This window comes from Flavobacterium haoranii (assembly GCF_009363055.1).
Classification (GTDB): Bacteria; Bacteroidota; Bacteroidia; order Flavobacteriales; family Flavobacteriaceae; genus Flavobacterium; species Flavobacterium haoranii.
On sequence record NZ_CP045292.1, the window covers coordinates 242,545 to 263,445 of the forward strand.

Here is a 20,901-nt window from a genome sequence, read left to right on the forward strand (position 1 = left end):
CCACTAATTACTAATTACTAATGACTAATTACTAAATTTGCACCTTTAAAAAATATAGGAAAATGACAGTACAAGAAACACTTACAAAACACATTCAAGTAGCCGTTCAAAGTTTATTCGATTTACAAATTGAAAAAGTTGAATTTCAGGCAACTCGTAGGGAATTTGAAGGTGATATTACAATGGTTGTTTTTCCTCTTGTGAAACAATTGAAAGGCAACCCAGTTGAGATAGGAAATAAAATTGGAAACTACTTAGTAGAACATGTTGCTGAGGTTGAAAAATTTAATGTAGTTGCAGGATTTTTAAATATTGTAATTTCTGATGCTTTTTATGTAAACTACTTTAATTCGATTAAAGACCAAGATACTTTTGGTTACTTAAATCCAGTTGAAGACGAAAAAGCTGTTATGGTTGAATATTCTTCGCCAAATACTAACAAGCCTTTACATTTAGGTCACATTCGTAATAACTTATTAGGGTATTCTGTAGCTGAAATTATTAAAGCTTCGGGGAAAAAAGTATATAAAACCCAAATTATAAACGACCGTGGTATTCATATTTGTAAGTCAATGTTGGCTTGGCAAAAATTTGGAAACGGACAAACTCCTGAATCTACTGGTTTAAAAGGCGATAAGTTGGTTGGCAATTTCTATGTTGAGTTTGATAAACAATACAAAAAAGAAATTAACGATTTAATTGCACAAGGTAAAACGGAAGATGAGGCTAAAAAGTTAGCACCTTCTATTTTAGAAGCACAAGAAATGCTACGTAAATGGGAAGCTGGTGATGAAGAAGTAGTTGCACTTTGGAAAAAAATGAATCAATGGGTATACAATGGTTTCGAAGAAACTTACAAAAACCTTGGTGTTGATTTTGATAGCTATTATTACGAATCAAATACTTATTTGCTTGGTAAAGAAGTAGTGCAATTTGGTTTAGAAAAAGGCATTTTCGAAAAAGATCCAGATGGTTCTGTTTGGATAGATTTAACCGAAGATGGTTTAGATAGAAAAATCGTTTTACGTTCTGATGGAACTGCGGTTTACATGACGCAAGATATTGGAACGGCAATCCAACGTGTAAAAGATAATCCAGATGTTGGTGGAATGGTTTATACCGTTGGTAACGAGCAAGATTATCATTTTAAAGTATTGTTTTTAATCTTAAAGAAATTAGGTTTCGATTGGGCAGAGCACTTGTATCATTTATCTTATGGAATGGTAGAGTTGCCTTCTGGAAAAATGAAGTCGCGTGAAGGAACGGTTGTAGATGCGGATGATTTAATGAGCGAAATGACTGAAACAGCTCAAAGAATTTCGGAAGAATTAGGAAAATTAGATGGTTATTCTGCAGATGAAAAAGCAAAATTGTTTAAAACTATTGGTTTAGGAGCTTTAAAATATTACATGTTAAAAGTAGATCCTAAGAAAACCATGATGTTTAATCCTGAAGAATCGGTTGATTTTAATGGAAATACAGGTCCGTTTATTCAATATACTTATGCTCGTATTCAATCGATTTTAAGAAAAGCCGATTTTGATTATTCCAAATCAGTTACATCTATTGAAATGCACGAAAAAGAGAAAGAATTAATCAAACAAGTTCAGTTATTCCCTGAAGTAATTCAAAGTGCTGCTGCTAATTATAGTCCAGCGTTAATTGCAAATTACATATACGATTTGGTTAAAGAATTTAATTCATTCTACCAAAATGTATCTATTTTAGGAGAAACTGATATGGATAAGAAAATTTTCCGTGTACAATTATCAAAAACAGTTGGATTAACTATTAAAAACGCATTTCACTTATTAGGAATTCAAGTTCCTGAAAGAATGTAATTTAAAATTTTGTGAAAACAGTAAATAATTACTTCGCAAAGACGTTGTTGACATTAATTCTTGCAACAATTTCGTTCTTTATTTTTAAAGAATTTTTACCCAATAAGTTATTTCCAACTCCAAAAGGAGTATCTCATAATGTTGTTGTCGACAGTCTCTTGCTTGAGGCTGTTGCTTCAGCAGATACAACTTCTGTAATAATAGAAGAGAAAGAAAAAATTGCTTTCGAACCTAAAAACGGTTTGGTTTTTCCAGCTGAAACATTCGAAAAATATAATGGCTATCAATATTTAATTGATTTCTTCGAGAAATTATATCAATTAGAAACGGCAAAAAAAGGTAAAGTTCGCATTGCTTATTTTAGTGATTCAATGACTGATGGAGATATGATTGTGCAAGATTTACGAACTATTTTGCAAGATAAATTTGGTGGAGAAGGCGTTGGTTTTGTTAACATTACTTCCGAATCAGCTTCTTCTAGAAGTTCGCTTAAGCATGAATTTTCAGGAAATTGGAAAACACAATCTTATTTAAAAACAAAACAACCGCGCAATCCATTTGGAGTAAACGGTCATGTTTTTTATGCTAATGATTCTTTACCATTTTCTTGGGTTTCATATAAAGCGAGTAAAATGCGTCACATTTCTACTTTACCAGAGCCAACATTATTTTATGGTTTTTCTAAAAACGAAAATGGGAAAGTTTTCAAAATTGTAAATGAAGATACTATTGAAGTTGCATTACGACCAAATAGCAAATTAAACGAATTAAAATTAGGAGATAGAGCAAATTCTTTGAAACTTTATTTTAAAGATGCTGATAGTATTCCTATTTATGGTTTCAATTTTGATGATGGTAAAGGAGTTCATGTTGATAATTTTTCGAGCAGAGGAAATTCGGGTTTGCCATTATCAATGTTTAATGTTGCTACAATGAAAGAGTTTCAAGAAAAATTAGGTTACGATTTAATTATTTTGCATTATGGTACCAATGTTTTAAATTATGGTACTTTAAATTATTCTTGGTACGAAAACAGAATGAATAAAGTAGTTACACATATTAAAGATTGTTTTCCTGGTGCTGAAGTTTTAGTAATTTCAACCGCCGATAAAGCAACTAAGTATGATTTAGAAATGAAAACCGATTCGGCTGTGGCTCCATTGATTTATGCGCAAAAGAAATATGCGGTTACTTCAAAAGCAGGTTTTGTAAATTTATATGAAAGAATGGGTGGAGAAGGCAGCATGATAAAATGGGTTGAGGAAGTTCCATCGAGAGCTAATAAAGATTATACGCATTTTAATTATAGAGGTTCTAAAGATATAGCCAAGCTCATCTATTCTCAAATTGAAGAAGGTTATCAAGAATACAAAATTTTAAGAAAGAAAAAGCCAATAGTGCAAAAAAAGAAACGAGATAGTATTGTAAAGAAAGGAGATTCAATTTATGCGAATTAAATTATTGGCATTTTTATTTTTTGTTGGCTTGTGTTCTTTTGCTCAAGATTCTACAGAAGTATTTCTAGATGAAGTCGAAATCGATACGGCCGCTGTTGTAATTGCAGAAGAGAATAGTTTTTCTAATGAGATTATAAACTCGAAATCAATCCATAATTTTTATCAAAAATTAGCACAATTAGAAAAGACCAAAAATTGTAAACTGCGTATAGTTCACATTGGAGATTCTCACATTCAAGCCGATTTGTTTACTGGGAAAATGCGTTCCCTATTACAAGAACGCTTCGGTAATGGAGGATTAGGTTTTTCCTTTCCTTATAATTTGGCTAAAACAAACGGAAATTATTTTATAAAATACAGTGCAACAACAAGTTTTGAAAGTTATCGAAACATTTATCCTGATACAACAAAACCAGTTGGTTTAAGTGGAATTGCACTAGAAACAAGAGCTAAAGATTTTGCTATTGAACTTTCGGTTCGCGATAAAAGCTTTAGTTTTAATACTATAAAAGTTATTACACCAAATAATAAAAAGCTTTTTGATTTAGCAACTGCTTCAAAAGAAATTAAAATAGAATCATCAGTACCTAAAACAATAGTTCATAAAATTAAAAAGGGAGAAGCAATTTCTATTATTGCAGATAAGTACAATGTTTCTATTACAGCTTTAAAGAAAGCAAATGGATTAAAAAACAATAATATTCAGGCTGGAAAAACATTAAAAATTCCAACGAACGAAATGCAACCGCAAACAATTAGCCGAAAAGAATTTTTGCCTCTAGAACTATATCAAGATAAATTTAGTCACAATTATTATTCTAATGATTTGTTAGAAAAAATCTATTTAATTCCTTCTGAAAATAAAGAAAATTACGCTCTTAATGGAGTTGTATTAGAGAATAATAATTCAGGAATTGTATATAATGCTATTGGAGTTAATGGAGCAAAAGCTACTGATTATAATAAGTTTCCAATGTTTTTTAATCAACTAAAATCTCTAGAAGCTGATTTAGTCGTTATTTCTTTGGGAACCAATGAAAGTTTTGATAAACAAGATGCTACTACATATTTCACTAATTTAAATGAAATGATATTAGCTATTAAAAGCAAAAATCCTGCGGCTGAAATATTGGTTACAACCCCACCACCAAGTTTATTTAAACGAAAATATCCAAATACAATTGTTGCTGATTATTCTAGAATATTACTAGAAAAAGCTGAAGAAAACAATTTTGCAGTTTGGAATATGTTTGAAGCTTTAGGTGGACTTTACAGCGTGAATAAAAATTTCTCTAAAGGATATATGTCAAAAGATAAAGTACATTATTCTAAAGCAGGTTATGAGTTACAAGGAACTCTTTTTTATGAAGCATTATTTAATTCTTATGAAGATTTAATCCATGAATAGTATTGTTCAATTTTTCCAAAATTTAACTTGGGATACCGTTTGTTCATGGTTTTTATTTGATCCTAAAAATCCATTGTTATTTAACAGTGCGTTGTTTTTAGGATTATTTATAGTTTTTTATGCTATTTACATAGCGAGTAAAAAAACACATTATTTCCGCATTACATATGTGGTCTTATTTTCGTTGTTTTTTTATTATAAATCAAGTGGTGTTTATTTTTGGTTACTTATTTTTTCATCAGTAGTTGATTATTCATTATCGCGATTAATCTTTGTCGAACCAATAAAATTTTACAGGAAATTCTATTTAATCTTAAGTTTATTAATCAATTTAGGATTATTGGCTTATTTTAAATACACCAATTTCTTTATCGATAACTTCAATAAGCTTTTTAGTGAAGATGTGGCTTTTCAAGATATAATACTTCCAGTTGGAATTTCGTTTTATACTTTTCAAACCTTGAGTTATACGATTGATGTTTATCGAAAAGAATTAGAACCAACGAAGAGTTTTATCGACTTTTTATTTTTCGTTTCTTTTTTTCCGCAATTAGTAGCTGGACCCATTGTAAGAGCAAGTGATTTTATACCGCAGATTTATCAAAAATTAAATTTAACAAAAGAAGATTTTAATAAAGCTTTATTCTTAATCATTGGTGGATTATTAAAGAAAGCTGTAATATCCGATTATATTTCGGTAAACTTTGTCGATCGAGTTTTTGATGCACCAACAAGTTATACAGCATTCGAAAATTTAATGGCTTCTTATGGTTATGCTATCCAAATTTATTGCGACTTTTCAGGATATTCCGATATGGCAATTGGTTTAGCTTTATTAATGGGTTTTACTTTACCTCCCAATTTTTTAACGCCTTATAAATCGGCTTCAATTACCGAGTTTTGGAGAAGATGGCATATTTCCTTATCGAGTTGGTTACGCGATTACTTATACATTTCAATGGGTGGAAATCGCAAAGGGAAAATTAGAACTTATTTCAATTTATTCATGACAATGTTATTAGGTGGATTATGGCATGGAGCCAATTGGAAATTTGTTTTTTGGGGCGTTTTACACGGTTTAGCTTTAGCTGTTGAACGCTTTTTTCAAACAAGAATTAAATTGCCGAAAAATGCACTTATTAAAGGAATTCAAATATTTTTAACCTTTCACTTCGTTGTTTTTTGTTGGTTATTTTTCCGTGCTAAAGATTTTGAAACCGTTTTTGTAATGTTACATAATATTTCAAATATTAAATGGAATTGGAACCAAATTCAAACGATAATATTAGGATACAAAAATGTATTTTTATTGATGTTGTTCGGATATATTTGGCATTTTATACCAAGTAAGTTTACTCGTTTAAATGAAAATTACTTTGGAAAGTTATCTTGGGTTATACAAGCTATAATCTTAGGTTTTGTATTTTGGATTGTTTATGCAACAGCTGCCGAAGGAACACAACCGTTTATTTACTTTCAGTTTTAGTAACTAAAGTTACATTATGTACTTGTAGGTATAATTATCTTTGAAAAAAAGATTTATAGTGTATAAGTTTTCGATATTTTCAGTTTTTGTGTTTTTTTTTATTTCTTGTAACTCAAAGCAAGAATCTACTTTACAAGATGTAACTCAATTTAATTACAATCCTTTTGAAGCAAAAGAGTTAATGGAAAAACATTGCTATTTATGTCATAGTCCAATTGCAGATGAAATGGAAGGAAGAATTGCTCCGCCTATGGTTGCCATAAAAGCAAGATATATTGATAAAGAAGGCTATAATAGAGAAGAATTTATTAAGTATGTTTCAGAATTTATAGAAAATCCAACAGAAGATAGAGCACTATTATACGGTGCCGTTAAACGTTTTCAGGTAATGCCAAAACAAACTTTTCCCGATAGTGCCGTTCTTAAGATAGCGGCCTATATGTTTGATTATAAAATTGAAGAACCAACTTGGTTCAAAGAACATTGGCAAGGACATGGAAACGATAATTGGGAACAATCAGGTAAAGAATTTGTTTCCAAAGAAAAAGAAAAAACCTTTGCTGATATTGGTTTAGAATATGCTTTAGGAACCAAAAAAGTGTTAGGCAAAAACTTAATGGGAACCATTCAAAAAGAAGGAACTGAAAAAGCATTGGCGTTTTGCAATCATGAAGCGATACCTTTAACAGATAGCATGTCAGTTCATTACAATGCTAAAATTAAACGAGTTTCAGATAAAAATAGAAATCCAAATAATAGGGCAAATGAAGAAGAACTAATCTACATTGAGCAATTCAAAAAAGATTTAGCGGAGAAAAAAGAGGTTAAGCCGATTGTAGTTGAGGGAGCAGAGCAAGTACATTTTTACTATCCAATTGAGACTAACACGATGTGTTTACAATGTCATGGAAAATCTGAAAATATCAAGCCTGAAGTTTCAAAAAAAATAAAAGAATTGTATCCAAATGATTTAGCTGTTGGTTATGGTGAAAACGAAGTAAGAGGAATTTGGAGTATTGTATTTGATAAAAAATAATATGAAAAAGAAAGCATATATTATTACAGGAATAGGTGTTGTTGTTGGTTTAATTGCGGGTTATGCATATTACTATTATGTAGGTTGTGCATCGGGAACATGTGCCATTACATCGAAACCTTTAAATAGTACACTTTATGGTGGTTTAATGGGAGGCTTATTGTTTAATATGTTGGTTACTTCTCCCAAAAAAGAAAGATAAATGATGAAAGAATTTTGGAATAATAGATATGCCGAAAATGAATACGCATACGGAGTTGAACCCAATCAATTTTTAAAAGAAAATTTACATTTACTAACTAAAGGCAAAATTTTATTTGTTGCTGAAGGAGAAGGACGAAACGCAGTATTTGCAGCTCAAAATGGATATGATGTTTATGCTTTTGATTATAGCGAATCGGCTAAAGATAAAGCACTACGATTGGCAAAAGAAAAAAAAGTTACTATAAATTACAATGTTTTTGATGTATTACAATGTAGTTATCCAAACGACTTTTTTGATGCAGTAGTTTTTATTTTTGCTCATTTTCCTTCTGAAATTAGAAAAAAAGCACATCAACGTATACAATCTTTCTTGAAACCAAATGGAAAAATTTTATTTGAAGCGTTTACAAAAGAACAATTAAATTATGAATCAGGTGGTCCAAAAGAGATTACTATGCTATTTTCTGAAAAAGAAATAAAAGATGAGTTTAGTGAAGTTTCATTTGATTTTATAAACACAGAAATTATCAAGTTAAATGAAGGTCCGTATCATCAAGGTAAAGGAGCTGTAATTCGATTTTTAGCTACAAAAAGAAATTAAATGAAAAATATAAATTGGAAGAAGTTACTCTTTACAAATTGGCACATTATGCGTTTTGTTCGATTGGTTTTGGCAATGGGAATAAGTCTTCATGCTTATAAAAGTGGTGAAAGTTTCTTTTATTTATTTGCGTTATATTTTTTAATACAAACAATTTTTGATTTTGGATGTCATCAAGGAAGTTGTTCCATAAAAAAGTAAAATGATTATGGATAATGCACTACAAAAAATCATTAATAATGAAATACCAACATTAGTTGAATTCATAAACTCAAATTGTGAGCCATGTGCCATGATTGAGCCTACATTACAACAAGTTAAAAATTTAATAGGCAAACGTTTAAGTATTTTTGTAGTAAATATCGATGACGTTCCTATTGTAGCTGATGAGTTTTCAATTTCAAGCGCGCCGATGTTAGCATTGTTCCAGAGTGGAGATATGGTTTGGAAAACTCCAAACGTATTATCAAAACAAGAAATTATAGAAAAAGTGCTCAATTCAATTTAATTTTTATCTTTACAACTTGAAATTTAAAATTCACATATTGCTTTTTTATTTAGTTGTACTTACAGTATTACCTTCAGCTAGAGCTTTAAAAGTTCAATTTGGAGGTGAGTGTAAAATGTCTTGTCAAAAAGTGAAGATTCTGAATGTGAAAAGGGCAAATTTATCATGAGTTTAAATTTTAGTCCTGTTCAGTTTGTTAAAGAGATTATTATTTATCCTACAGTGTATTTTATTCCATTAAAGGAAAAAACTAAAACAATTTATAGATTTTTTTTAGTTTCTAATTACTTTTCAAGTATTTGGCATCCTCCAAAGTTTTTGTTGTAATCCTGTTTTTTTTAATAAAATTTAATTTACAACAAATGAAAAAAATAATTTTTTTGTTTGCGAATTTTCTGTTTTTAATTTCGCAAGCGCAAAGCTCATTTCCATTTGATGTAGTCTTAACGCCTATAAATGTAACTGGTTTGCCAGGACTGCATTCATATGCTTTTGCTCAACATAACGGGAAATGGTTAATAATAGGTGGAAGAAAAGATGGTATTCACGCAAGGCAACCATTCAATGCTTTCCCAGAAAATCAAAATAATACCGATATTTATGTGGTTGATGTGGTAAATAATCAATTATGGTCCGCATCAGTTAATTCATTGCCTGTAGGTTTAAAAGAACAATTACAGTCAACAAATATGAATTTTTACCAAGATGATGATACTTTGTATATAATTGGTGGTTATGCATTTTCTACTTCTGCAAATGATCATATTTCTCATAATAAATTGACTGCAATTGATGTGGTTGGATTAATGAGTGCTATTGAAAATGGAACTTCTATAACTTCTTTTTTTAAGCAAATTTCTAGCTCAAATTTTGCTATAACTGGAGGACAGTTAGGGAAAATTGGTAATGAGTTTTATTTAGTAGGCGGACATGAATTTACAGGAAGATATAATCCTATGAATGGGCCTTCTTTTACACAAACTTATTCTAGTGCAATAAGAAAATTTGAAATTGATAATTCTGGAGCGAACCCTATTGTTTCTAATTATACTGAAATTCTAGATGCAGTTCATTTACATCGAAGAGATTATAACTTAGTGCCTCAAGTATTTCCTAATGGAGAATTGGGATATACAATCTCATCAGGTGTTTTCCAAATTAGTGCCGATTTACCTTTTTTGTATCCTGTAGATATTAAAGCTAGCGGATATTTTCCGCAAACACAATTTAACCAATATTTGAGCAATTATCATAGCGGTAAGGTCGGACTTTACGATGCTAATTCAAACCAAATGCATAGTTTGTTTTTTGGAGGAATGAGTCAATATTATTATCAAAATGGAAGTTTAGTTCAAGATAATACAGTTCCTTTTGTTAAAACTATAAGTCGTGTTACTCGATTAGCTAATGGTGATTTAGAAGAATATCAATTTCCAGTTGAAATGCCAAATTTAAAAGGCGCTGGAGCCGAATTTATTCCTAATGTAAATTTACCTCGTTATGCTAACGAAGTAATTCAGTTGTCGAATATTTTGAGTTCCGAATTTGTAATTGGACATTTATTTGGTGGAATTTTAAGTACTTCACCAACAGCTTTTACAGATAATCAAACGGGTTTAACAAGTGCCGATTCTTCTATTTATGAAGTAAAATTGATATATAATCCAACATTGTCTACTCAAAGTATTGATGGAAGTAATCCTTTTACTTTTAATGTTTTTCCAAATCCAACAGATGGAGATAATATTCAGGTAAAATTTACGGTACCTTATCAAGGAAAAGTAGAATATTTAATTTCATCAATGAATGGAAAAATTTTATCTGAAGGCGATATTTTGGATTACAAAATTGGTGAAAACACTATGAGTTTTAATTTAGAATCACCAAAAGAAAAAATGGTAATTCTAACCTTTATCTTTGATCAAAAATATTATGTTTCAAAGAAAGTCATAAAAAAATAATAAAATTATATACGAAAATCAAAATATGTATATATTTGTTAATATAGTTAAAAACAATAAAATTTAAAAAATCTAACAATGAAAAAAATAGTTTCAATGGTTGCTTTAGCAGCTTTCGTATTTTCAATGAGTGTTAATGCTCAAGAGCCAAAACAAGCAAAAAAAGATAAATCTAAAACAGAGAAATCTTGTTGTGCTGATAAAGCTTCTGCAGAAAAAAAATCATGTGGATCTGAAGCAAAAGCTGGTGGATGTTGTTCTGCAAAAAAAATGGATGAAAAAAATCTTAATAAATTGATTTTCAAAAGCTCCCAATTTGGGAGCTTTTTTTTGTAATTATTGTTACAATTATTTTAAAATTTAATAGCCAACTTTGCAGAAATATTTAATTTATGGAAGAAATGCTATTTTACGATAGAATGCAATTTGCATTTACTATCACATTTCACTACTTATTTCCACAGCTAACAATGGGTTTATCTTTAATGATTGTTTATTTTAAGTGGAAATTTCTAAAAACAAATCTGGAACAATATAATGATGCTGCTAAGTTTTGGATGAAAATTTTTGCCTTGAATTTTGCCATGGGTGTAGTTACAGGGATTCCAATGGAATTTCAGTTTGGAACCAATTGGGCAAAGTTTTCGGAATTAACAGGAGGAATCATCGGGCAAACTTTAGCCATGGAAGGTATGTTTTCCTTTTTCTTAGAATCGTCTTTTTTAGGTTTGTTTTTATTTGGTGAAAAATTATTAGGCCATAAACTTCATTTTTTAACCGGATTTTTAGTTTTCTTAGGTTCGTGGATGAGCGGATTTTTAATCATTGCAACGCATTCTTGGATGCAAAATCCTGTAGGTTATGAAATTTTAGAAAACGTAAAATTTGTACTCAATAATTTTAGCGCCCTCTTTACAAACCCTTGGCTTTGGCCTTCATATTTACACAATCAAGCAGCTTCACTTGTTACAAGTTCTTTTGTAGTAGCTGGAATTGGTGCATTTTATATTTTAAACAAAAAGAATATCGAGTTTGGTAAGCTTTTTCTAAAAACAGGTGTTGTTTTCGGATTGATTTCTTCTGTTATAGTAGCTATGCCAACAGGTGATTTGTTAGCTAAAAATGTAGTAAAATATCAGCCTGTTACTTTTGCAGCTATGGAAGGAATTTTTCATACCGAAAAAGGTGGTTCTGAAATTGTATTAATTGGTCAACCCGATGTTCAAAATAAAAAATTAGACAACAAAATTGCTGTTCCTAATATCTTGAGCTTTTTAACGTATGGAAATTGGGACCAAGAAGTTAAAGGTTTAAATGAATTTCCGGAAGAGAATTATCCAACCAATATTTCGGGTTTGTATTACGGATATCATATTATGGTTGGTTTAGGAACTATCTTCATCGGAATGATGTTTTTAGCTTTGATACAATTAGTTCGTAAAAAGTTATTTGAAACCAATTGGTTATTGTGGGCGTTTATGTTTGCCATGCCTTTTCCATATATTGCAAATACCACCGGATGGTACACTGCCGAATTAGGTCGCCAACCTTGGCTAGTCTACAATTTATTACGAACTTCTGAAGGAGCTTCGCCAACAGTTTCTTCAGGAAACACATTGTTTACATTCTTAGGTTTTATTGGTTTATACCTTTTATTGGGAATGTTGTTTTTAATTTTAGTTGGAAAAATAATTAGAAAAGGTCCGCAGCCTCAAACACACTAAGTCATGGAATATTTTTGGTATATTGTACTAGTTGCTATGTTAGCCGTTTATGTCGTTTTAGACGGTTACGATTTTGGAGCAGGTATCATTCACTTATTTTTTGCAAAAGAAGAAAAAGATAAAAAGGCAATAACAAATGCAATTGGTCCATTTTGGGATGCTAATGAAGTTTGGTTGATTGCAGCCGGAGGCGTTTTGTTTTTTGCTTTTCCCACTTTATATGCGTCGTCTTTTAGCGGATTTTATCTGCCTTTAATGATGGTATTATGGTTGCTCATTTTTAGAGCAGTCGGATTGGAATTGCGCGGACAAATTCATCATCCATTGTGGGAAGCGATTTGGGATAAAGCTTTTGGTATTGCAAGTTTATTGTTGGCTTTATTTTTTGGAGCCGCTCTTGGGAATGTCGTTCGCGGTGTAAATTTAGGAATGGTTCAAAATGGAATTTCTACTCATGAACCTCATTATTTCTTCTTGCCATTATGGAACGAATCTTTTAGTCCACAGGCAGAACATCAGGGAATTATAGATTGGTTTACATTAATGTTAGGAATTATTGCTGTTGTTGCCTTGACAATTCATGGAGCAAACTGGATTATTTTTAAAACTAATTCCGATTTAAATTCAAAGCTAAAAAATGTAGTTTTTAAACTAAATTTTGTTTTGCTTGCTTTAGTAATTTTGTCATTATTTATATGGCATATAATTGAACCTCAACCTTTTCATAATTTTATTAAATATCCATTTCTTTGGGTTTTACCAATAATTACTTTTATTGGAATATTTGGACTTTTTAAAGTAAGAACTTTCAAAAAAGATGGTTATGGTTTTATATTTTCAAGTTTGTTTTTGGTGGGAGGATTAGCTTCAACAGTTGCCTCAATATTCCCCAAATTATTACCATCGACTAATGCTATTAATCCATCATTAACCGTTGAGAATGTCGCAACTCATGAATATGGACTGTCTGTGGGTATGAGTTGGTTTTTTATTGCTGTAGTTTTAGTAGCTATTTATTTCACCATACAATATCGTGTTTTTAAAGGGAAAATGGATGATATTGGTTACGGAGAACATTAAAATATTTAAAGCATCATTTTTAAATGGTGCTTTTTTATTTGTAACAAAAGTAGCTGTCGTTCAATTACAATACTAATACTTTTGATTAATTAAACGAATCAAAATGTCAAAAATAGTAATATTAGGAGCTGGAATTGCAGGACATACTGCTGCTTCACATTTAAGAAGAAAACTTTCGGAAGAACATGAGGTTTTGGTAGTTTCTCCTAACAGAAATTACCAATGGGTACCCTCAAATATTTGGGTAGGAATAGGAAGAATGAAACGCGAAGATGTAATTTTTCCACTTGAACCATTATATAAAAGAAAAGGAATAGGATATAAGCAAGCTAAAGCAATTTCATTTCATCCTGAAGGCGATATTTCAGAATTAAAACCTTATATTTTAGTTGAAGGAGTTTTTGGTGATAACTTAGGGAAGCAAGAAAAAGTTACCTATGATTATCTAATCAACGCAACTGGGCCAAAATTAGCTTTCGATTTAACAGAAGGATTATTGCCAGCTACAAATAAAGTGTATTCCGTATGTACTTATGATCATGCAGAGCATGCATCGGAAGCTTTACATAAGTTAATTGATACTTTAAAAAAATCTGATCATAAAGTTAAAATATTAATTGGTACTGGTCACCCTAAAGCAACTTGTCAAGGTGCCGCATTTGAATATATCCTAAACGTGGAAAAAGAATTGCAAAAATTTGGTGTTCGCGACAAAGCAGAAATTACTTGGATTTCAAACGAATACGAATTAGGAGATTTTGGTATGGATGGTATGTTGATGGAATATAATGGATTCAACATGAAATCTAAAGATATGGTCGAAATGATTTTTGAAGATCGTGGAATTAAATGGATTTTAGAAGCAGGTGTAACAAAAGTTGAAGATGGATTGGTTCATTATGAAAACTTAGATGGTGAATTTAAAACTGAAAGTTTCGATTTCGGAATGTTAATTCCTGCATTTTCAGGACACGGTTTTCAAGCTTATGATAAAGAAGGACAGAATATTACCGATAAATTATTTAAAGGTTTTATGATTGTAGATGCTGATTATACATCAAAGCCTTATGAAGAATGGACGGTTCAAGATTGGCCAGAAACCTATCAAAACCCTTCATATAAAAATATTTTTGCACCAGGAATTGCTTTTGCACCACCACATTCTATTTCTAAACCTAGAAAAAGTAAGAATGGAACAGAAATTTTTCCTTCGCCACCGCGTACAGGAATGCCTTCAGGAATTACAGCAAAATTAGTAGCTGATAATATTATAGATTCAATCAAGTTAGGTAAAGAATCATTACATCATAAAGGGTCTTTAGGAAACATGGGGGCAGCTTGTATTGCTTCTGCTGGTTACGGAATTACACAAGGTAGCGGTGTTTCAATCACAACTTATCCTATTGTTCCAGATTATAAAAAATACCCAAAAACTCAAGGACGCGATATTAATAAAACCTTTGGCGATATAGGTTTAGCAGGACATTGGGTAAAATTAGCATTACACTATGCTTTTATCTGGAAAGCAAAAATGAAGCCATTTTGGTGGTTAATTCCTGAATAAAAAAAATAAAATTATGACACAAAGAATATCAAAAGCACAAAAGCGTAAAATGCAGAATCCACTTTTGCAATTGTTTAAATTCTTCTATTTAAATGTTAGAATTTTAAAAATTGTTGCGGGCGGTCATGGAGGAACGCGATAATAACACATCGTCATTGTTGATGATTGTTTTTAGTTTTATTGGTTAGTACGAAAGCATCTTTTTAGGTGCTTTCGTCTTTTTTGTAATAATGGTTACAATTAAGTGTAACTCTTGTTACTGAGTAAGGAAAATTGTCAACCTAAATTTGCTAAAAAATAATAACGATGAACAAAGTAAAATTAAGTCTTGCAATTATTATCTCAACAGGATTAAGTGTAGTAGCTCAAGATACTTTATCAGTCTCTAAGAGCGATGTACTTGAAAAAGTGAATGATAAAAATTTGCAAATAAAAATTGCAGAAAAAGCATTCAAATCTGCTCAAGCTGATTATCGTCAGTCGAATGCTTTGTTTATGCCAAACATTTCGGCGTCACACACAGCAATTACAACTACAAACCCTTTAATGGCTTTTGGTTCAAAATTAAATCAGGAAATTTTAACAATGAATGATTTTAATCCAGCTCTGCTAAATGACCCTGAACATGTTGAAAATTTTGCTACGATGATTGAAGTGCAACAACCGTTAATCAATTTAGATGGTTTGTACGAAAGAAAAGCAGCAAAAGCAAAGATGGATGCAATGAGTTTGCAAACGGAACGCACAAAAGAGTATTTACAGTTAGAAGTTTCAAAAGCGTATATGCAATTACAATTAGCGTACAAAGCAGTTGGTGTTTTAACAAAAGCTAATGAAACAGCTCAAGGAAACTTAAAAATGGTAGAAAACTACTTCAAAAATGGAATGCTTCAAAAAACAGATTTATTAGATGTACAAGTTAGAGTTAATGAAGTAGCGAATCAATTACAATATGCAAAAAGTAATGTAAAAAATGCTTCAGATTACTTAGGGTTTCTTTTGAATGAAGATATGAAAGAGAAGGTTTTTAAACCTACAGAAACTTTAGAAAATGAAATTCAAGTTGAGGAAATGGTAGCAACTATTTCTGAAAACAGAAAAGATATTCAAGCGATGGATAAAGCAACAGAAGCGTACGGGAAAATGTTCCAATCTACAAAATTAGGTTTCCTACCAAGATTAAACGCCTTTGGGAATTACCAAATGTATGATGACAAATTATTCGGAACTTCTGCAAAAGGATATTTATTAGGTGCTCAATTATCATGGAACGTGTTTGATGGTTATAAAAGCATTGGTAAAAACCAAAAAGCAAAAGCCGATTTCCAAAAAGCTGAATCCGAAGCCGAACAATATAAAAAACAAAGTCAGCTAGAATTGAACAAAACCAATCGTCAATTAGCCGATGCTGAAAATAAAGTGAACTTATCAAAATTAGCATTCGAACAAGCACAAGAATCATACAGAATTCGTAAAAATAGATTCGAACAAGGTTTAGAAAAAACAACCGATTTATTAATGGCGGAAACCCAACAATCAAAAAAAGAATTAGAGTTTTTACAAGCTGTTTTCGAATATAATTTCACTAAACAATACCAAAAATTTTTAACTAACTAAATGAGTTTGTCACATCGAGCGGAGTCAAGATGTTTAAGACTAAAAATAATAGAAATATGAAAAAAACAATCGCAATATTAATAGTAACTTCTACATTATTAATTTCTTGTGGAGGTGATAAAAGAGAAGAAGTAGCTACTTTACCAGCAATTGCAGTAAAAGTAGCTGGTATATCAGAAACAGACTCAAGTCCATACGTTTCAGCAAGTGGAAAAATCGAAGCAGAAAACAGTGCTAATTTAAGTACGCGTATGATGGGATTTGTTACAAAAGTAAATGTAAAAGTCGGACAAAAAGTTACAAAAGGACAATTATTAGTTTCGGTAAACAATACCGATTTACAAGCTAAAAAAGCACAAGTAGATGCTTCTATTATTCAAGCACAAGCTGCTTATAATAATGCGAAAAAAGATTATGATCGTTTCGTGAATTTATTTGCACAACAAAGTGCTTCGCAAAAAGAATTAGACGATATGACGGCTCGCTACGAAATGGCTAAAGCTGGTTTAGAAGCTGCAAAACAAATGCGAAATGAAATCAATGCTCAGTTTGCCTATTCAAATATTTCAGCGCCTTTTAATGGAGTTGTAACAAATACTTTCGTAAAAGAAGGTGATATGGCAAATCCAGGAATGCCTTTAGTAAGCGTTGAAGGTGCCAAAAAATTGCAAGTAACAGCGATGGTTTCTGAAAGTGATATTGCTTCAATTACTAACGGAATGAAAGTAAAAGTTTTAGTAAAATCATTAGGAACTGAAGTAAATGGAACAGTAAGCGAAGTAAGTTTATCTGCTAAAAATACAGGCGGACAATATTTAGTAAAAATCGATTTAGATAAAACGGATGCTAAAATCTTATCAGGGATGTTTGTAAATGTTCAATTTCCAGTGGAAAAGAAAGCAAATGTTACTACATCAGATGTGGTTTTAGTTCCAGAAAGTGCATTAGTGAAACAAGGTCAGTTAACAGGGATTTACACGATTGGCGCAAATAATACAGCCATCTTACGTTGGTTGCGTTTAGGAAAGACTTTTGGAAACCAAGTAGAGGTATTGTCAGGTTTAAACAATAAAGAACAATACATTGTTTCTGCTGAAGGTAAGTTATTCAATGGTGCTAAAATTCAATTAGCCAATTAATCAATATGTCATTTAGCCAATTTTAATTGACACATAGACAAATTGACAAATTAACACATTAAGATTATGCAAGAAGGTATTTCAGGTAAAATAGCCAATTTTTTCATCAATTCGAAACTAACCATTTTATTAATGGTAGCGTTGATGATTATTGGATCCTATAGTTCGTTCTTAATTCCAAGGGAAGAAGAACCACAAATTAACGTTCCTATGGCCGATGTTATGGTCATGTATCCAGGAGCAAATCCAAGTGAAGTTGAAAGTAGAGTAGTTAAACCACTTGAGAAAATCATTGGAAACATCAAAGGAGTTGAACATATTCACAGTATGGCATTTAACGGCTATTCGATGATGGTAGTTCAATTCTATGTAGGTGAAAACAGCGAAGATTCGTATGTGAAATTATACGATGAGTTAATGAAACACCAAGACATGTTTCCAGAAGGTGTAATGCAACCAATGGTTAAAACACGTTCTATTGACGATGTTCCTATGCTTGGTTTAACACTATGGAGTGAAAACTATGATGATTTTCAATTACGTCAATTAGCAGAAGAAGTTACGAATGAAATTGAAAAAGTAAAAGATGTTGCCATTACAAAAGAAATTGGTGGTAGAACACGAGAGCTAAAAGTAGTTTTAGATAAAGATAAAATGGCTGAAAACGGTGTAGATGCATTGAGCATTATGCAAATGGTTAAAGCCAATAACGGAAGTTCACAATCAGGGTCTTTTGTGCAAAATGATCAAGAATATTTAGTTACTACGGGTAAGTTTTTAGCAAATAAAGAAGATGTTGAGAATTTAGTTGTAGGTGTGAACAAAAACATGCCTGTTTATTTAAAACAAGTAGCGACTATTCAAGATGGACCACAAACTCCAAAGAATTATGTTTCTTTTGGATACGGAAAAGCTAATGAGAATTTCAAATCTCACAATTCTGAATATCCAGCGGTAACCATTTCTGTTGCCAAAGTAAAAGGAGCCGATGCGATGAAGATTTCAGAGAAAATCTTAACGCATGTTGAAGAACTAAAGAAAAACTTAATTCCGTCTGATGTTCATGTAGAAATTACACGTAACTATGGAGAAACAGCATCACACAAAGTAGGTGAGTTGTTATTACACTTAGGTGTTGCCATTTTAGCAGTAACTGTTTTAGTAATGCTAGCTATGGGCTGGAGAGGCGGATTAGTGGTTTTCTTCTCCGTTCCGTTAACGTTTGCACTAACGCTTTTCAGTTATTACATGTTAGGTTATACCTTAAATCGAATCACCCTTTTTGCCCTAGTATTCGTTGTTGGTATTGTCGTTGACGATAGTATTATCATTGCCGAAAATATGCACAGGCACTTTAAAATGAAGCGCCTACCGTTTAAACAAGCAGCTATTTACGCTATTAATGAAGTAGGAAACCCTACAATTTTAGCAACGTTTACAGTAATCGCAGCAATTTTACCAATGGCTTTCGTAAGTGGTATGATGGGGCCTTATATGAGTCCGATGCCAATTGGAGCGTCAATCGCGATGATGTTGTCTTTATTCGTAGCCTTAACAGTTACACCGTATTTAGGCTATCACTTGTTACAAGAAAAAGATGAGCAAGAACATAAAGAAGAACAAGGATTGGAAACTTCATGGATTTTCAAAATATATAAAAAGTTTGAAGAGCCATTATTGAATAGTTCAGCGAAGAGAAACGTAATGTTTGCCATTACAATCTTCTTATTACTAGGTTCTGTTGCAATGTTCTTTACCAAATCGGTGGCGGTAAAAATGTTACCTTTTGATAATAAAAACGAATTCCAAGTGGTAATCGATATGCCAGAAGGAACAACTTTAGAAAGAACGGCTGCAGTTACAAAAGAAATTGCGCAATATCTTTCTACAGTTCCAGAAGTGGTAGATTATCAAAATTACATTGGAGCTTCTGCACCAATAACATTCAACGGTTTAGTGCGTCATTATGATATGCGTGGCGGAAGTAATATGGCTGATATTCAAGTGAATTTGTTACACAAAGAAGACAGAGATTTACAAAGTCATGACATAGCAAAATTAGTTCGTCCAGAGGTACAAAAAATTGCAAAGAAATATGGTGCCAATGTAAAAATTGTTGAAGTTCCGCCAGGACCACCAGTGTTGTCAACTTTGGTTGCTGAGGTTTACGGACCAGATTATAAACAACAAATTGAAGTGGCCAATCAAGTAAAAGGAATTCTTGAAAATACTTCAGACGTCGTTGATATCGATTGGATGGTTGAAGCACCACAAGTTGAATACAAATTAGAAGTAGATAAAGAAAAAGCAATGCTAAACGGAATTGCACCACAACAGGTAGTTGGAAATTTAACATATCTACTTCGTGAGATGCCAGTTTCAAATTTATATGATGAGCGTTCTGTTGATCCTGTTGGAATTGTATTAGCATTAGACGATTCTGAAAAAACATCATTACAAGATATTCAAAATTTAAAAATTAAAGGAAGTCAAGGTAATGTTGTTCCTGTAAGTGATTTGGTAAAAGTAAAAGTTGATACGTTACAAAATGCAATTTATCGCAAAGACCAAAAAAGAGTAGTATACGTTTTAGCCGATATGGCTGGAGCTTTGGAAAGTCCAGTATATGCAATCTTAGGAATGAACGAGAAATTACAAGAAATGAAATTACCTAAAGGTTATGCTGTAAATGAAATTTACATGGGTCAACCTGATTCTGAAAATGATTTTACAGTAAAATGGGATGGAGAATGGCAAATTACTTTAGAAGTTTTCCGTGATTTAGGAGCTGCTTTCTTAGTCGTAATTATAGTAATTTATATGTTGATTGTTGGTTGGTTTCAAAACTTTAAAACGCCAATTGTAATGATGGTTGCTATTCCACTTTCACTGGTTGGGATTGTATTGGGTCACTGGTTATTAGGAGCATTCTTCACCGCAACTTCTTTTATCGGAATGATTGCTTTAGCGGGAGTAATGGTTCGAAACTCCGTCTTGTTAATCGACTTTATCGAGATTCGTTTAAATGATGGAATTCCAATGAAACAAGCTATTATTGAAGCTGGTGCAGTAAGAACAACACCAATTCTATTAACAACAGGAGCGGTTGTAATTGGAGCATCAATCATATTATTTGATCCAATTTTCCAAGGATTAGCCATTTCGTTAGTTGCTGGAGCGATTGTATCAACTTTACTAACATTAATTGTAGTTCCATTGATTTATTACATCACAGAGCGTAAAAAATGGGAAAACAATAATTAAAAATTAAGCAT

General features: G+C 31.6%; 18 protein-coding genes. All 18 read left to right on the forward strand.

Going from position 1 to position 20,901, the window contains the following annotated elements:
• The first annotated feature begins 62 nt into the window (after nucleotides 1-62).
• A complete protein-coding gene (argS, locus tag GCU34_RS01145) occupies nucleotides 63-1,841 on the forward strand; it encodes an arginine--tRNA ligase (RefSeq protein ID WP_072780475.1) in 1,779 nt (592 codons plus the stop codon).
• A gap of 11 nt (nucleotides 1,842-1,852) precedes the next feature.
• Nucleotides 1,853-3,298 (forward strand): SGNH/GDSL hydrolase family protein, encoded by a 1,446-nt coding sequence (locus tag GCU34_RS01150; protein ID WP_072780472.1) that lies wholly within the window; start codon nucleotides 1,853-1,855, stop codon nucleotides 3,296-3,298.
• Nucleotides 3,288-4,706, forward strand: coding sequence for a GDSL-type esterase/lipase family protein (locus GCU34_RS01155; protein ID WP_072780470.1), 1,419 nt, complete (start codon nucleotides 3,288-3,290; stop codon nucleotides 4,704-4,706). Before GCU34_RS01150 ends, GCU34_RS01155 begins: the two co-directional genes overlap by 11 nt.
• On the forward strand, nucleotides 4,699-6,192 hold the full coding sequence (locus GCU34_RS01160; protein WP_072780468.1) for an MBOAT family O-acyltransferase: 1,494 nt from the start codon (nucleotides 4,699-4,701) through the stop codon (nucleotides 6,190-6,192). The genes GCU34_RS01155 and GCU34_RS01160 overlap by 8 nt, the downstream gene beginning before the upstream one ends.
• 58 nt (nucleotides 6,193-6,250) lie before the next feature.
• Entirely contained in the window at nucleotides 6,251-7,228 is a 978-nt protein-coding gene (locus tag GCU34_RS01165) for a Tll0287-like domain-containing protein (RefSeq protein WP_227658710.1), read from the forward strand.
• A 1-nt stretch (nucleotide 7,229) separates the two neighbouring features.
• Nucleotides 7,230-7,430, forward strand: a complete 201-nt coding sequence (locus GCU34_RS01170; protein ID WP_143146157.1) for a DUF6132 family protein — start codon at nucleotides 7,230-7,232, stop codon at nucleotides 7,428-7,430.
• A complete protein-coding gene (locus GCU34_RS01175) occupies nucleotides 7,431-8,033 on the forward strand; it encodes a class I SAM-dependent methyltransferase (protein ID WP_227658711.1) in 603 nt (200 codons plus the stop codon).
• Nucleotides 8,034-8,234 (forward strand): hypothetical protein, encoded by a 201-nt coding sequence (locus tag GCU34_RS01180; protein WP_072780463.1) that lies wholly within the window; start codon nucleotides 8,034-8,036, stop codon nucleotides 8,232-8,234. It begins immediately after the preceding gene.
• Nucleotides 8,235-8,241: 7 nt separating this feature from the next.
• On the forward strand, nucleotides 8,242-8,541 hold the full coding sequence (locus GCU34_RS01185; RefSeq protein WP_178138320.1) for a thioredoxin family protein: 300 nt from the start codon (nucleotides 8,242-8,244) through the stop codon (nucleotides 8,539-8,541).
• A 362-nt stretch (nucleotides 8,542-8,903) separates the two neighbouring features.
• A complete protein-coding gene (locus GCU34_RS01190; RefSeq protein ID WP_072780457.1) occupies nucleotides 8,904-10,502 on the forward strand; it encodes a hypothetical protein in 1,599 nt (532 codons plus the stop codon).
• A gap of 78 nt (nucleotides 10,503-10,580) precedes the next feature.
• A complete protein-coding gene (locus GCU34_RS01195; protein ID WP_227658712.1) occupies nucleotides 10,581-10,838 on the forward strand; it encodes a hypothetical protein in 258 nt (85 codons plus the stop codon).
• Between the two features lie 56 nt (nucleotides 10,839-10,894).
• Nucleotides 10,895-12,226 carry a cytochrome ubiquinol oxidase subunit I gene (locus GCU34_RS01200; protein ID WP_072780452.1) on the forward strand — a complete coding sequence of 444 codons (1,332 nt, stop codon included), beginning with the start codon at nucleotides 10,895-10,897 and terminating at the stop codon, nucleotides 12,224-12,226.
• Between the two features lie 3 nt (nucleotides 12,227-12,229).
• Complete coding sequence (cydB, locus tag GCU34_RS01205) at nucleotides 12,230-13,306, forward strand: cytochrome d ubiquinol oxidase subunit II (protein ID WP_072780449.1); 1,077 nt, start codon at nucleotides 12,230-12,232, stop codon at nucleotides 13,304-13,306.
• A 103-nt stretch (nucleotides 13,307-13,409) separates the two neighbouring features.
• Nucleotides 13,410-14,870, forward strand: a complete 1,461-nt coding sequence (locus GCU34_RS01210) for an NAD(P)/FAD-dependent oxidoreductase (RefSeq protein ID WP_072780447.1) — start codon at nucleotides 13,410-13,412, stop codon at nucleotides 14,868-14,870.
• A 13-nt stretch (nucleotides 14,871-14,883) separates the two neighbouring features.
• Nucleotides 14,884-15,012: a hypothetical protein gene (locus GCU34_RS14040; RefSeq protein WP_262488930.1), complete on the forward strand. Its 129-nt coding sequence runs from the start codon at nucleotides 14,884-14,886 to the stop codon at nucleotides 15,010-15,012.
• A 164-nt stretch (nucleotides 15,013-15,176) separates the two neighbouring features.
• Nucleotides 15,177-16,487 (forward strand): TolC family protein, encoded by a 1,311-nt coding sequence (locus GCU34_RS01215; protein ID WP_072780444.1) that lies wholly within the window; start codon nucleotides 15,177-15,179, stop codon nucleotides 16,485-16,487.
• A 56-nt stretch (nucleotides 16,488-16,543) separates the two neighbouring features.
• Nucleotides 16,544-17,626, forward strand: a complete 1,083-nt coding sequence (locus GCU34_RS01220) for an efflux RND transporter periplasmic adaptor subunit (protein ID WP_072783336.1) — start codon at nucleotides 16,544-16,546, stop codon at nucleotides 17,624-17,626.
• Nucleotides 17,627-17,692: 66 nt separating this feature from the next.
• Complete coding sequence (locus GCU34_RS01225) at nucleotides 17,693-20,890, forward strand: efflux RND transporter permease subunit (RefSeq protein ID WP_072780442.1); 3,198 nt, start codon at nucleotides 17,693-17,695, stop codon at nucleotides 20,888-20,890.
• Nucleotides 20,891-20,901 lie beyond the last annotated feature (11 nt).

What these genes read in the sequence shown, in the direction of transcription:
- argS (WP_072780475.1), top strand. Translation starts at nt 63, where the DNA reads ATGACAGTACAAGAAACACTTACAAAACACATTCAAGTAGCCGTTCAA.
- GCU34_RS01155 (WP_072780470.1), top strand. Translation starts at nt 3,288, where the DNA reads ATGCGAATTAAATTATTGGCATTTTTATTTTTTGTTGGCTTGTGTTCT.
- GCU34_RS01160 (WP_072780468.1), top strand. Translation starts at nt 4,699, where the DNA reads ATGAATAGTATTGTTCAATTTTTCCAAAATTTAACTTGGGATACCGTT.
- GCU34_RS01170 (WP_143146157.1), top strand. Translation starts at nt 7,230, where the DNA reads ATGAAAAAGAAAGCATATATTATTACAGGAATAGGTGTTGTTGTTGGT.
- GCU34_RS01175 (WP_227658711.1), top strand. Translation starts at nt 7,431, where the DNA reads ATGATGAAAGAATTTTGGAATAATAGATATGCCGAAAATGAATACGCA.
- GCU34_RS01180 (WP_072780463.1), top strand. Translation starts at nt 8,034, where the DNA reads ATGAAAAATATAAATTGGAAGAAGTTACTCTTTACAAATTGGCACATT.
- GCU34_RS01185 (WP_178138320.1), top strand. Translation starts at nt 8,242, where the DNA reads ATGGATAATGCACTACAAAAAATCATTAATAATGAAATACCAACATTA.
- GCU34_RS01190 (WP_072780457.1), top strand. Translation starts at nt 8,904, where the DNA reads ATGAAAAAAATAATTTTTTTGTTTGCGAATTTTCTGTTTTTAATTTCG.
- GCU34_RS01195 (WP_227658712.1), top strand. Translation starts at nt 10,581, where the DNA reads ATGAAAAAAATAGTTTCAATGGTTGCTTTAGCAGCTTTCGTATTTTCA.
- GCU34_RS01200 (WP_072780452.1), top strand. Translation starts at nt 10,895, where the DNA reads ATGGAAGAAATGCTATTTTACGATAGAATGCAATTTGCATTTACTATC.
- cydB (WP_072780449.1), top strand. Translation starts at nt 12,230, where the DNA reads ATGGAATATTTTTGGTATATTGTACTAGTTGCTATGTTAGCCGTTTAT.
- GCU34_RS01210 (WP_072780447.1), top strand. Translation starts at nt 13,410, where the DNA reads ATGTCAAAAATAGTAATATTAGGAGCTGGAATTGCAGGACATACTGCT.
- GCU34_RS14040 (WP_262488930.1), top strand. Translation starts at nt 14,884, where the DNA reads ATGACACAAAGAATATCAAAAGCACAAAAGCGTAAAATGCAGAATCCA.
- GCU34_RS01215 (WP_072780444.1), top strand. Translation starts at nt 15,177, where the DNA reads ATGAACAAAGTAAAATTAAGTCTTGCAATTATTATCTCAACAGGATTA.
- GCU34_RS01220 (WP_072783336.1), top strand. Translation starts at nt 16,544, where the DNA reads ATGAAAAAAACAATCGCAATATTAATAGTAACTTCTACATTATTAATT.
- GCU34_RS01225 (WP_072780442.1), top strand. Translation starts at nt 17,693, where the DNA reads ATGCAAGAAGGTATTTCAGGTAAAATAGCCAATTTTTTCATCAATTCG.